The organism is Rhodococcus sp. AW25M09 (assembly GCF_000333955.1).
GTDB lineage: Bacteria > Actinomycetota > Actinomycetes > Mycobacteriales > Mycobacteriaceae > Rhodococcoides.
In genome coordinates this window covers 50368-63867 of sequence record NZ_CAPS01000056.1, presented here as the reverse complement: position 1 = coordinate 63867, position 13500 = coordinate 50368, and the positions used below count along the sequence as shown (strand labels likewise).

At 64.8% G+C, this 13500-nt stretch carries 11 protein-coding genes; 8 read left to right on the top strand and 3 right to left on the bottom strand.

The window, feature by feature from the left end:
* Positions 1–16 precede the first annotated feature (16 nt).
* Positions 17–1162 (top strand): acyl-CoA dehydrogenase family protein, encoded by a 1146-nt coding sequence (locus RHODMAR_RS10865; protein WP_008714367.1) that lies wholly within the window; start codon positions 17–19, stop codon positions 1160–1162.
* Between the two features lie 61 nt (positions 1163–1223).
* Here RHODMAR_RS10865 and RHODMAR_RS10860 read toward each other — a convergent pair whose 3' ends face one another.
* From RHODMAR_RS10860 to RHODMAR_RS10850, 3 genes are all read right to left on the bottom strand, one after another.
* On the bottom strand, positions 1224–2678 hold the full coding sequence (locus RHODMAR_RS10860) for a DHA2 family efflux MFS transporter permease subunit (protein ID WP_008714365.1): 1455 nt from the start codon (positions 2676–2678) through the stop codon (positions 1224–1226).
* 10 nt (positions 2679–2688) lie between these two features.
* Positions 2689–3321 (bottom strand): PadR family transcriptional regulator, encoded by a 633-nt coding sequence (locus RHODMAR_RS10855; RefSeq protein ID WP_008714362.1) that lies wholly within the window; start codon positions 3319–3321, stop codon positions 2689–2691.
* Between the two features lie 288 nt (positions 3322–3609).
* Entirely contained in the window at positions 3610–3813 is a 204-nt protein-coding gene (locus tag RHODMAR_RS10850) for a cold-shock protein (protein WP_008714360.1), read from the bottom strand.
* Between the two features lie 181 nt (positions 3814–3994).
* Here RHODMAR_RS10850 and RHODMAR_RS10845 point away from each other — a divergent pair, with 181 nt between their 5' ends.
* From RHODMAR_RS10845 to RHODMAR_RS10815, 7 genes are all read left to right on the top strand, one after another.
* Complete coding sequence (locus RHODMAR_RS10845; protein ID WP_008714357.1) at positions 3995–4738, top strand: GNAT family N-acetyltransferase; 744 nt, start codon at positions 3995–3997, stop codon at positions 4736–4738.
* A gap of 66 nt (positions 4739–4804) precedes the next feature.
* Positions 4805–5821: a glutathione S-transferase family protein gene (locus tag RHODMAR_RS10840; protein ID WP_008714355.1), complete on the top strand. Its 1017-nt coding sequence runs from the start codon at positions 4805–4807 to the stop codon at positions 5819–5821.
* A gap of 65 nt (positions 5822–5886) precedes the next feature.
* Positions 5887–6606 carry a hypothetical protein gene (locus tag RHODMAR_RS10835; protein WP_008714353.1) on the top strand — a complete coding sequence of 240 codons (720 nt, stop codon included), beginning with the start codon at positions 5887–5889 and terminating at the stop codon, positions 6604–6606.
* A gap of 39 nt (positions 6607–6645) precedes the next feature.
* Positions 6646–7485 carry an LLM class F420-dependent oxidoreductase gene (locus RHODMAR_RS10830; RefSeq protein WP_008714351.1) on the top strand — a complete coding sequence of 280 codons (840 nt, stop codon included), beginning with the start codon at positions 6646–6648 and terminating at the stop codon, positions 7483–7485.
* Positions 7486–7571: 86 nt separating this feature from the next.
* Positions 7572–8654 carry an ATP-binding cassette domain-containing protein gene (locus tag RHODMAR_RS10825; RefSeq protein WP_042938761.1) on the top strand — a complete coding sequence of 361 codons (1083 nt, stop codon included), beginning with the start codon at positions 7572–7574 and terminating at the stop codon, positions 8652–8654.
* Positions 8651–9421: an ABC transporter permease gene (locus RHODMAR_RS10820; protein ID WP_008714347.1), complete on the top strand. Its 771-nt coding sequence runs from the start codon at positions 8651–8653 to the stop codon at positions 9419–9421. Before RHODMAR_RS10825 ends, RHODMAR_RS10820 begins: the two co-directional genes overlap by 4 nt.
* Positions 9422–9652: 231 nt before the next feature.
* Positions 9653–13417: an ABC transporter ATP-binding protein gene (locus RHODMAR_RS10815; protein WP_232433626.1), complete on the top strand. Its 3765-nt coding sequence runs from the start codon at positions 9653–9655 to the stop codon at positions 13415–13417.
* The last annotated feature ends 83 nt before the right edge of the window (positions 13418–13500 follow it).

Sequence of the window (13500 nt, the reverse complement as noted above, 5' to 3'; positions counted from 1 at the left end):
CGAGAGGAACAAGTAAGTGAAGCGCAGCCTGTTCGAGTCCGACCACGACGACTTCCGCGCGTCGGTACGTGAGTTCGTCGCCAGGACCATCGCGCCAGTCGAAGAGAAGCTCGTCGAGCAGCGGTACATAGACCGCGAGATCTGGCTCGAAGCGGGACGCAACGGCTTTCTGGGACTCGAAGTACCGGAGGAGTACGGCGGCAGCGGAGCCGAGGACTACCGATTCAACGCCGTACTCGGCGAGGAACTCGCGCGCTCGAGTGCCGCGGTGGCGTCGTGCTTCGGTATTCACGTGGACATCGTGGCTCCGTACCTGGTCAAACTCACAACCGAGGAGCAGAAGAAGCGCTGGCTGCCAGGCTTCTGCAGCGGTGAGATCCTTACTGCCATCGCGATGACCGAGCCGTCCGGCGGCTCCGACCTGGCCGCGCTGAAAACCACTGCTGTCAAGGACGGCGACGACTACATCATCAACGGGTCCAAGACGTTCATCACCAACGGCAACTCCGCCGACCTCGTCATCGTCGCCACCCGCACGACCCCGGAGAAGAAGGCCAAGGGCATCACACTCTTCGCCGTCGAGAACGGCACCGAGGGCTTCTCCCGCGGCCGCAAACTCGACAAGGTCGGTCAGCCCGAATCCGACACCGCCGAACTGTTCTTCGAGAACGTCAGGGTGCCGAGTGCGAACATGATCGGCGAATTCGACGGCGGCTTCATCCACATGATGCAGCTGCTCCCCCAGGAACGCATCAGCTGCTCGGTGGCCAACCTCGGACACGTGCGCCCCATCCTCGAGGAGACGCTGCAGTACGCCAAGGACCGTAAAGCATTCGGGCAGCAGATCGGCTCGCTGCAGTGGAACAAGTTCCTGCTCGCCGAGCTCGTCACGAAACTGGATGTGGCGCAGGCATACATCGACAACTGCATCGCCGCGCACGGTCAGGGCGAACTGACGGCCATCGACGCGGCCAAGGCGAAGTGGTGGAGCTCGCAGGTGCAGAACGAGATTCTCGACCACTGTGTGCAACTGCACGGCGGCTACGGCTTCATGAACGAATACCGCGCCGCCCGAGCCTGGAAAGACGCTCGCGTGACCAAGATCTGGGCCGGCTCGAACGAAATCATGAAGGAACTCATCGGCCGCGATCTGGGACTGTAGAGCGGCTGCGCCGCATGTGTGTGGAACTTCGTAGTGGGCTACGAAGTTCCACACACATGGGCTACTTGAACGCAGGCCGGGCGTAGAAGCAGACGGCGATCATGCCGACGAACAGCACTGCGGCAGGCAAGATCAGCGATTGCGCCATGGCGGCGGTGAATCCGTCGCGCAACATCTCGGGCACTCGGCCTGCGAATTCGCTTGCGCCCGAGGCTGATCCACCGGCAGGTAGTTCCGCGGCCAGGCGAGACTGAATGAGCGCGCCGATGCCGGCGCTACCGAGCACCGAGCCGACCATGCGGGTGGTGTTGTAGATACCCGAGCCCGCGCCTGCCTGACTCATCGGCAGATTACGAGTTGCTGTGGCCGCCAACGGAGACCAGATCAGCGCATTTGCCACGCCCATGGCCGCGACGGGCAGCAGCAGCTTCCAGATTGCGGTGGTGGGCGTCATCTCGTAGGCGAACCACAGCAGCGATGCGGCAAGAATGAACAGCCCAGATCCGGCGATGTACCGCGGATGCGTCTTGTCGACGAGCTTGCCGACGTTGGGCGCGAGAATGCCGGTCAGCAGTGCCATCGGCACGAACAGCAGCGCCGACCGAGTAGGCGACAGGCCGGTGACACTCTGCGCGTAGAACATGATCGGCAGCATCATTCCGGACATTGCGAAACCCATTGCCGCGATACCGACATTGGACAGCGAGAAGTTGCGATCGCGGAACAGCGCCAAGGGGACGAGGGGTTCGCTCGTGTTCACCGCCTGCCAGTAGACGAACCCAGCGAAGATGAGAACTCCAACGCCGATGAGCATCCAGATTCCGGTCCCCCACTCGTACTTCTGCCCCTCCTGAATACCGAACACGATGCAGAACAGACCTATGGCGCTCAGTGCGACGCCGAGCAGATCGAACTTGTGGTCGTGAGTGGGCAGCACCGGAACGAACTTCAGCGCCAACACGATTGCGACGATGCCGACCGGCAGGTTGACGAAGAAGATCCACTCCCACCCGAGCGAGTCGACGAGTACACCGCCGAGGATCGGGCCGACGAGGGTCGCCACTCCGGCGACCGCTCCCCACGCGCCCATGGCCGTTCCGCGCTTCTCGGCCGGGAACACCCGGGTGATCACGGCCATCGTCTGCGGGGTGATCATCGCAGCGCCGAGGCCCTGCACGGCGCGGGCCGCGATGAGCATCTCGATGGATCCGGACAGTCCGCACCACGCCGATGCGAGCGTGAACACGACGAGCCCTGCGATGTACAGATTCTTGGGGCCGAACTTGTCACCGAGACGCCCGGTGACGAGCAGTGGCACCGCGTAGGCCAACAGATATGCACTGGTGACCCAGATGACGTTGTTGATGTCGGTGTTCAACCCGGCGAGAATTGCAGGTTGCGCGACGGCCACGATGGTGGTGTCGACCAGGATCATGAAGAATCCCAGGCACAGCGCCCACAGGGCAGGCCAGGGTCTGATCTCTGCTCGCAGCGGAGCGGTCTCGACGGCGTTCATGGCGTTCTCCTCATCCCCGAGGCGTCGGGTCGTGTGGTCGGTGACGATCGGTCAGGGTGGCGTGGAGTGCGGAGATCTCGTGCGGCCACGGCAACTCTCCGCTGTCGACGCGATCGATGTAGCTCGTCAACCAGTTCACTTCGGCCGTCAGCATGTGGTACGTGTAATCGATTCCAGCCCAGTAGATTTCGGACACCTTGCGTTCTGCCGCCAGCCGCTGATACCCGGACAGTTCCTCGATCTCGCGGGCCAGGTACTCGACGCGTGCTCGGAGCAATGCGACGGTCTCGGAGGCCGGCAGGTTGTGCATCTCGGACAGACCGAGCGTGAACCGTGGATACTCACGAACCGGGGAGCGGAGGATGTCGGCCAGTCGATCGGCGAGAGCTCGTCTGCCGGCGGGCGTGATCTCGTACGTCGTGCGTTCGGGGCGATTTCCGCCGCGATCGGTTCCGACTTCGGCGACCAGCGCCTGCTCGTGAAGTCGCGCGACCGCGTGATAGAGCGAACCGGGTCGAACCTTGACGATCCGATCCTCTTTGCGTTCCAGCAGCAGCTGATACATCTCGTAGGGATGCATCTGCCCCTCCGACAGCAGTGCCAGAACCGAGACACCCAGCGGGTTCACCACCTCGCCACGCATTGAACCTCGTCTCGATATTCCGGCTGAATTATTCCAGCTGGAATATACGGCCGTGATTCGACCGAAAGCAACACGGACATTGCTCCGACCTGGGATCAACCGGACATACCGCGCACAATGCCATGTGAACGAACAAGGGACACCGACCGAAGTCGATGTCCCGTTCGAACAGACGAAGGCCGGATACTCGGAATTTCTTCCGTGTATCCGGCCCTGTCACCGAGTTTCTGGTGGAGATTACTTCGAGAAGTTCACTCCGCCAGGGGAATTCGGGTTACGAAGTTTGAATCAGATGGCGCGGACGCCGGTAGCCTGGGGGCCCTTCTGACCCTGGCCCACCTCGAACTCCACGCGCTGGCCCTCGTCGAGCGACTTGAAGCCGCTACCCTGAATCTCCGAGTAATGAACGAAAACGTCCGGTCCGCCACCATCCTGCTCGATGAAGCCGAAGCCCTTTTCGCCGTTGAACCACTTCACACTGCCCTGCGTCATTCTGTAAACCTTCTGTAAGCGAGCTAGATCTTCACGTCGAAGCTCTAATCTCAAAAGTGAGTCTGCCATCTATCGGCGCTGAGCGATACTCCGGGGGCGAAAAAGTCCCAAAGATTTCTTCCGGACGACGAAACGAGAACGTTGCTCACGGGCGCGGTGACGCGATGGATAGTCTCGAAACGTGGATTTCCCCCCTTTCGACGCCGGCCGATTCGACACTCACAAACTCGACATCGTCCGCCTGGCCTGGTGTCGGCGACTGCACCTCGACGATCGGGCCCTCGACACCGACGCACCACGCGTCGAGCATGTCGTCGACACCGAGGACATCACGGTCCTGCGAATCGCCGGGACCACCCTGATCTCGGGTCCGTCCTGGGCGGTGGACGCTTCACGCACTGTCACCGGCCAGGCGGGTACCGACCGAACCTGGATGTCGTCGTTGCTGGGAGACCGCTCCGAGCGCTACGAGATCGATACGCACACGCTGGCATACGGCTCGGAGATCGGCCATTCCATAGACGTACACGACCCACTGATCTCCCACGATGCGGCGCACGCCCGCAACCTCGCGACACACTGCAGCGCTGCCGACGTCAGCGAGGCATTCGGAGAGCCGGTATCGAGAAACTGGTTCACGTTGCTCGGCGACGATCGACCCGCAGACTCCGCGCGCTCCCTCGCCGCAGCCGGTTATTCGGAAGAGCAGCTGATCCTGGCGGACATGCGCGTACTGACGGACCCGGAGCATCGCCGCCGGGGTCACGCCCACGTGGTCGGCCGGCTGGCGACCAACGACGCCATCGACGACGGCTTGATCCCGCAGTGGCGATCACGCCCCGAGAACACCATTGCTCGACGCCTTGCCGCGCGCCTGGGCTACGTGGAAATCGGCGCGTGTCACACCGCCGCGCTCCGCTCGTGACCGAGATTGAGGTGTATCCGATGTGGGTAGCGTCGGGTAGAGCGACCGACAAGAGGAGTTGAGAGCATGGGCGACGATGCGGCCTACGTGGAACCGGGCAAAGAATTCAAGCGCGACACCAACTACATTCCGACGCGAATCACCGCAGACGGCCGGGACGGCTATCCGGTGGAGCCCGGGCGGTATCGACTGATTGCGGCTCGGGCCTGCCCGTGGGCGCACCGGTCCATCATCGTTCGCCGGCTACTGGGCCTCGAAGACGTCCTGTCTCTGGGGATTCCCGGGCCGACCCACGACCCCCGCAGCTGGAACTTCCAGGAAGAGCCCGACGGCGTCGACTCGGTACTGCAGATCCCCCGACTGCAGGACGCCTACTTCGCGCGATTCCCGGAGTACGAGCGCGGTATCACCGTCCCAGCCCTCGTCGACGTTCCCACCGGTGAGGTCGTCACCAACGACTACCCGCAGATCACCCTCGACCTGTCCACGGAGTGGACGCAGTACCACCGCGACGGTGCGCCCGATCTGTATCCGGAGGCGCTGCGCAGCGAGATCGACGAAGTCGCCGAACTGGTGTTCAGGGACGTCAACAACGGCGTCTACCGCTGTGGTTTCGCCGGATCGCAGGAGGCCTACGACAAGGCCTACGACCAACTGTTCGCCCGCCTCGATTGGCTCGTCGAACGCCTGTCCACGCAGCGCTACCTCGTCGGCGACCACATCACCGAGGCCGACGTGCGCCTGTTCACCACCCTGGTGCGCTTCGATCCCGTCTATCACGGTCATTTCAAGTGCAACCGCAGCAAGCTCAGCGAGATGCCGGTGCTGTGGAACTACGCACGCGACTTGTTCCAGACCCCCGGATTCGGCGACACCGTCGACTTCGACCACATCAAGCGGCATTACTACGAGGTGCACACCGACATCAACCCGTCGGGCATCGTGCCGAAGGGCCCGGATCTGCAGAGCTGGCTGGAGCCACACGGGCGCGAGTCACTGGGCGGATCGCCCTTCGGCGACGGAACTGCTCCCCCACCGCCGAAGCCCGACGAGCTCGTTCCGCCGGAGCACTGGGTCGCCTGAACCACCGCACCCCACACGGCCCGGCCCTGCCCGGGCCACCATGATCGCGACCGAAAGAGATACCGATGGCAGGGAAAAAGGACGATGCAGAGGTCGAGGTCTCTAACGGAGGCAAGCTCGAACGTGCGCTGGTCAACATTCTCGACAACGCCAGCCGCCTGCAGGGACCTGCTGTCGACAAGTACGTGGCGCACGTGCGTCGGGCACACCCGTACGACACCCCGGCGCAGATCATCGAACGCCTCGAGAAGCGATTCCTGCTCGCGGTCACCGGCAGTGGATCGGCGGTGGGCGGCGCAGCGGCGATCCCCGGCATCGGAACCGTCGCGTCGCTCACCGCCGTGGGTGCCGAAACCGCATTCTTCATCGAGTCCTCGGCTCTGCTGACGCTGTCGGTCGCGTCCGTGCACGGCATTCCCGTCGAGAACCACCAACAGCGGCGCGCACTGGTGCTCTCGGTCGCGCTGGGCGAGTCGGGCATGCAGATCGTGCAGCGGACGGTCGGTAAGACCGCCAAGAACTGGGGACCACTGATCACCTCCCGCATCCCCCGTGGCTCGATGACGAGCATGAACAAGTCTCTGGCGAAGAAGTTCATCACCAAGTACCTCGCCAGGCGCAGCGCGCTGGTGGTAGGCAAGATGCTCCCCGCCGGAATCGGCGCGGCGATCGGCGGAGCAGGAAACCGCGCCGTCGGCAAGGGCGTCATCAAAAACGCCCGCGATGCCTTCGGAGCACCGCCCGCTCGCTTTCCGGAGAATCTCGTCATCGAGCCCGACGCCTGAGATGCGGAATCATCGCGAGGCGGAGGGGTTGCACTCGATATGACTTCCACACCTGAACTCGGCACGTACGGCGTCTGGCGACTTCATTCGGCTTTCACCCCCGAACTGTCGCGCGCGATCGAATCGTTCGGTTACGGCACGATCTGGCTGGGCGGCTCGCCGCCGGCGGATCTGGCTACCAGTGAGGAGATTCTCGACGCCACCGAGACGATCGTCGTGGCAACCGGAATCGTCAACATCTGGTCCGATTCCGCGGCCGACGTCGCCGCGTCGTATCACCGGTTGGAGAGCAAGCACCCAGGACGCTTCCTCCTCGGAATCGGTGCCGGCCACCCCGAGGCGACGCAGGAGTACACCAAGCCGTACGACGCCCTGGTGGCGTATCTCGACGACCTCGACACCGCCGGAGTGCCGGTGGAGCGGCGCGTCCTCGCGGCGCTCGGGCCCAAGGTGCTTGCCCTTGCCGCCGACCGCACCGCCGGTGCGCATCCTTACCTGACCACCCCCGAGCACACCCGCGAGGCGCGAGAAGCACTGGGACCGAACAAGATCCTGGCACCCGAACACAAAGTGGTACTCGAATCCGATCCGGAGCAGGCGCGGTCGATCGGCCGACCGCCGGTCAACAACCCCTACCTGCACCTGCGCAACTACACCAACAATCTGAACCGGCTCGGCTACTCGGACGAGGAAATCGGTGACGGCGGCAGTGACCGCCTGATCGACGCATTGGTGGCGCACGGCACGGCCGACGCAATCGCCGCTCGACTGAACGAGCATCTGGGTGCCGGAGCATCGCACGTGACACTGCACGCGCTCCCCGACGACGCCGATCCGCTCGAGACCTACCGAGAGATCGCCGCCGCATTGCACAGGTGACACCCGAGCACCCCGTAGCCTCGGGTACCGGTTGCCTCGCGCAGCCGGCACACGAGGTGACCAACGGCCAGGGGGATTTCGCACAGATGACCAGCTATCCGGGAGCAGCACTGGAAGCGCAGGCCCTGACCAAGCAGTTCGGCACCGTTCGCGCGGTGTCGGAGCTGAGCTTCGTCGTTCCACGCGGCACCGTCACCGGATTCCTCGGCCCCAACGGATCGGGTAAGACCACCACCCTGCGCATGCTGCTCGGACTCGTCGCACCCACCTCGGGTGTCGGCCTCGTCAACGGCAGCCCGTTTCGCGCGGCCACGCACCCGGCACGCACGGTCGGAGCCGTCCTCGACTCGCTGAGCCTGCATCCCAAGCGCACCGCCGCACATCATCTGCAGATCTACACCGCCGCGATCGGGGTGCCCGACAGCCGCGCACTCGACGTGCTGAACCTGGTAGGCCTCGGCGATGCCGCAGACCGCGCCGCAGGGGGCTTCTCCCTCGGCATGCGTCAACGCCTGACACTGGCGACGGCTCTGCTCGGAGATCCGGAGATCCTCGTACTCGACGAACCCGCGAACGGTCTCGACCCCGAAGGAATCGCCTGGCTTCGCGACTTCCTCAAGGGGTTTGCCGCGTCGGGTCGCACGGTCCTGGTATCGAGTCACATCCTCCGCGAAATCGAGCAGACAGTCGACAACCTGGTCATCGTCAGCGCAGGCGCACTGATGTATCAGGGTTCGATCGCACAGCTACGGTCCACCCGCCCGAGTCGCGTGCTCGTGGCGGCATCGGACCCCGCAAAACTCGCTCTCGCGTTGGCTTCGAACGGCATCAACGACACTCAACTGCTGCCCGACGGGCGCATCGGCGTCGCCGGCGTCGACGAGGCCGCCATCGCACGCATCGCCGTCGGTGCCGCTGTCACGGTATTCGGCACCACCAGCGAACACGTCGACCTCGAGCAGGTGTTCCTGTCCATGACCGCGGGTCAATACGCCGCGGCACCCGTTCGGCAGGATCCGTACGGACCGCCGCCCGGACATCAACCGGGCTACGGACCACCGGCGGGCTACCAGCAGGGCTACGGACCACCCCCGGGTTATCAGCAGGGCCACGGCGCGCCGCCACCGAATTACGGTCCGCCGCAGAACTGGAACGGAGGTCCCCGATGAACGCGCTGTTGACCTCGGAGATCCGCAAAGTCACGACGCTGAAATTCTGGTGGGCACTGGCGATCGCACCGATCGTGGTCGGAATTTTCGCCTCCGTCATCACCTCGGTCATCGCGAACCAGTTGGGTGAATTCGAGGAGGACCTCCAGATCTCGGGTGGGGTCGCCTCGATCGGCCTGTACGTCGCTGCCGGTGCCGCGATTCTGTTCGCCGGCATCTTCGGTGCCGTCAATGCCGGAACCGAATTTCCCCACAAGACCATCACCACCAGCTTCCTGACGGCCCGCGGCCGCGACGGGGTGATCGCGGCCAAGCTCATCGTCACTGCCCTGTTCGGGCTCGGATACGGACTGATCGTCTTGCTGGCCAGCCTGATCTGTCTGCTGATCTTCAACGACCGGACCGTGGTTCTCGACGGCCCGTTCATCGGTGTCGTGGCATCGTGCCTACTGGCCATCGTGCTGTGGTCGATGATCGGTGCCGGCCTGGGCCTGTTGCTCAAATCTCCGACGTGGTCCGCGATCGTGCTGGTCGCCTGGCTGCCGTTCGGCGAGGGACTGCTCTCGCTGATCCTGTTCGGAGTGGGATTGGGACCGATCGCCATCGTGTTGCCGTCGAACCTGACACTGCCGACGATGGCGGCGACTCAGTTGGACGGCGCCGCTGATCTGGCGTCGTGGCCGTGGGCACCGCTCGGGCTCGCGCTGTGGGCCGCGGTGCTGACCGGTGGCGGCTGGTTTACGGCCCGCACCCGCGACATCGACTGAGGTCGACGCCGGGACCCGCATTCGCCTGCCGATCGTGTCGGTGGTCGGGTCTACCGTTGTCGATCGATGGCACACAGTAATTCGGTGACGAACCGTGGCGAGGCCGCAGGCAGCGACTCGGCGAACAACAGCACCCTCGTCGAGCTCGATCGGTCGAGTAGTGATGTCGCTGCCGACAGCGATGCGTCGCGCACGCCGCGCGGCTGGATTCGGCGTCTGATCGCGCAGTGCATGCTGCACCGTCGCACGGCCTTGGGCGCGCTGGGCGTGACGATGATCGCCGCGGTCATCGATATCTCGTTCCCACTGCTCACCAGGTTGGCGATCGACGACGCGACCGCGGGCAAGGGCGAGGTCATCCTCACGGTCGCGGTGGCCATTGCGCTGTTGGGTCTCGTACGATTCGCCTGCCAGTTCGGTCGGCGCATGCTCGCAGGCAGGCTCTCCATCGACGTCCAACACGATCTGCGCCTGGACCTGCTGGCCTCGTTGCAGCGGCTCGACGGCCGCAAGCAGGACGAGATCCGTACCGGTCAGGTCGTGTCGAGGTCGATCACCGACCTGCAACTCGTGCAGGGACTGCTGGCCATGGTGCCGCTGTCGGCCGGGGCGCTACTGCAGTTCGTCCTTGCCCTCATGGTCATGGCGTACCTGTCTCCGCTGCTCACCGTGGTCGCGGTCCTCATCGTTCCCGCGGTCGGCATCGTCGTCTACCGCATCCGCCCGATCCTGTTCGCGGCCACCTGGTCTGCGCAGCAGCGCGCCGCCGACCTTGCCCAGCATGTCGAAGAAACCGTCACCGGCGTCAGAGTGGTCAAGGGCTTCGGCCAGGAAGCTCGCGCCGTGGACCGCATCGAAGCACTCGGCCGCACACTGTTCTCCGAGCGCATGCGGTCGGCGCGGATCAACTCACGGTTCGCACCGTCGATGGCCACCATCCCCCAGCTCGGTCTCGTCGGTGTCATCGCCCTCGGCGGCTATCTTGCGCTGCAGGGCAACATCACCATCGGCACATTTCTGGCCTTCGCCACCTACGTCGCCACGCTGTCCGCCGTCACCCGAACCGTCTCGTCCGTGATCATCATGGCGCAGCTCTCCCGCGCTGCCGTCGAACGCGTCTACGAGGTTGTCGACACCGAGCCGTCCGACCCGGAACCGACGCAGCCGATCGCATTGCCCGACGGCCCACTCGGCGTCAGTATCAGCGAGGTCACCTTCGGATTCGAGCCCGAGCGGGACGTGCTCACGGGCCTGAACCTGACTATCTCGCCCGGCGAAACGGTTGCCGTCGTCGGGCATGCGGGCTCGGGAAAGACCGCGCTCGCGCTCCTGCTGCCCCGCTTCTACCGCCCTTCCGCGGGCCGGATCGCGCTCACATCCGGCGACATGTCCGTCGATATCGACGACCTCGACTCCACATCGCTGCGCGAGGCGGTGTCCCTGGTGTTCGACGAACCGTTCCTGTTCTCCGACAGCATCGCCGCCAATATCGCTCTCGGTAGGCCCGACGCCACTACGGACGAGATCGAGCACGCGGCGCGCCTGGCGCAGGCCTCCACCTTCATCGAGGCGCTGCCCGAGGGATACGACAGCCTCGTCGGCGAACGCGGACTCACCCTCTCCGGAGGTCAACGACAACGCATCGCCCTCGCGCGAGCTCTGCTCGTCGATCCGCGAATTCTGATCCTCGACGACGCCACCTCGGCAGTCGACGCCGAGACCGAAGCCGCGATCTTCGACGCGTTGCGCGGCGTCCGTTCTCGCGCGACTCTCGTCCTCGCTCATCGCCGCTCCACCCTGACACTGGCCGACCGAGTCGCCGTACTCGACAACGGCCGCATCATCGACACCGGGACGGTCGACGAACTCGATCGGCGTTGTCCACTGTTCCGCGCCCTGCTCGCCGGCGGTGACGAAACAGGCGGTGATGAAACAGGCGGTGACGAAACAGGCGGCGGCGAGTTCGAGCCGGGCACGGTCCCTGAGCCCTCGGCCGAAACACTGTGGCCCGATAGCGCGCTCGAATCGACTCCCGAGCCCGGCACCATCGCCTCGCCCGCACCCGGCGGTGGTGGTGGGCACGGTCCTGCGATGGCAGGGGCCTTCGGCTCGCTCGCGCCCACCCCGGCCATCGCCGAGGCCGTCGCGGCCCTGCCTCCGGCGACCGAGGATCCCGGCGCATCGGGATCCGAGCTCCGGCGCCCCGATCCAGGTTTCCGGCTGTCGAGGTTGCTCGGACCGGTCAGGTTGCTGCTCGCAGCCGTGGTGGTGCTGCTCGCACTGGACTCGCTGGCCTCGATCGCTTTTCCCTCCCTCGTGCGCTTTGCGGTGGACAGCGGAGTGGCGCGCGGAGACTCGAACACTCTGTGGATCGCCACCTCTATCGGCGTCGTGCTGGCCGCAGCGAGTTGGTTCGTCGTCTGTTGGACGACGGTGATCACCGCGCGAGCGGGTGAGCGGGTGCTCTTCGGACTACGCGTGCGCAGTTACGCGCACATTCAGCGGCTGGGCCTGGACTACTACGAACGTGAGCTGTCCGGCCGCATCATGACCCGGATGACAACCGACGTCGATGCGCTCTCGTCGTTCATTCAAACGGGCGCATCGACGGCCGTGGTGAGCGTGCTGACCGTGGTGGGCATTGCCGCCGCACTGCTCGTCACCGACCTCACTCTCGGGCTGGTGGCGCTGGCGGTCGTACCACCCCTTGCCGTGGCCACCGTGATCTTCCGGCGAATTTCCTCGGCGGCGTACTCGACGTCCCGCGAACGTATTTCGATCGTCAATGCCGACTTCCAGGAAAACGTCACGGGGTTGCGCGCCGCACAGGCATACCGTCGCGAGGAGTACGCCGCGTCCCGGTTCGCCGAGCGTTCCAACCGCTACCGAGCGAGCCGGATGAGATCGCAGACCGCGATCTCGGTGTTCTTTCCGCTCATCACGTTGCTCTCCGACATCGCCCTTGCCGTCGTGGTGTTCGTCGGCGCGCATCAGATCGCAACCGGGGCGACCACCGCGGGAACCCTCGTGGCGTTCGTGCTCTACCTCGGACTGCTCTTCGGCCCGATCCAGCAGCTCTCGCAAGTGTTCGACGGCTACCAGCAGGCGCGCGTCGGAGTCGGTCGCATCGGCGACCTGCTACGCACTACGAGTTCGATCGAAACTGCCACCGCCGCGGACCCCACCGCTCTCCCGGGCGGTCGCCTCAGGGCCGACATCGATCTCGTCGACGTCGGTTTTCGGTATGCCGGGGCTCATACCGATGCACTGCGTGAGGTAACTCTCACCATTCCTGCCGGCACCACTGTCGCCCTGGTCGGGCGCACCGGAGCCGGCAAATCCACCGTGGTGAAACTGCTGGCCCGCTTCTACGATCCGACCTCCGGTTCGGTGCGGGTCGGCGGCCACGATCTGCGCGACTATCGCCTCTCGGACTACCGGCACCGACTCGGCGTCGTACCGCAGGAGGCGCACCTGTTCACCGGAACCGTGGCGTCGAACATCGCCTACGGCAGACCCGATGCCAGCCGCGCCGATATCGAGCAGGCGGCTCGTTCGGTGGGTGCTCTGAGCACCATTGCTGCACTTCGTGGCGGTATGCACCAACCCGTAGGAGAACGGGGTCAAGGATTGTCCGCGGGTCAGAGACAGCTGATCGCACTGGCCCGAGCCGAGCTGGTCGACCCCGACCTGCTCCTACTCGACGAGGCCACCGCCACACTCGATCCGGCGACCGAACGCACCGTGCTTGCGGCCAGCAATGCCGTCGCGCGCACCCGCACCGCCGTGGTCGTTGCTCACAGATTGGCTACCGCCGCACGAGCGGATCTCATCGTGGTCGTCGACGGCGGCCGTATCGTGGAAGTCGGACAACACTCGGAGCTTCGCTTCCGTGGCGGCTTCTACACGCAGTTGTGGACTGCAGCCGAAACGAACCGCGGGAATAATTCGATAGTCCAAGGAGTCATCGACAACGAGGCCGATGGTTACCGGTGAGTACGTATCACAGCTACGTCCCGGACACATGTGAGCTGGACCAAAGGTCTAGCCTGGAGATGTACGCGCGCTGAACGGGAACG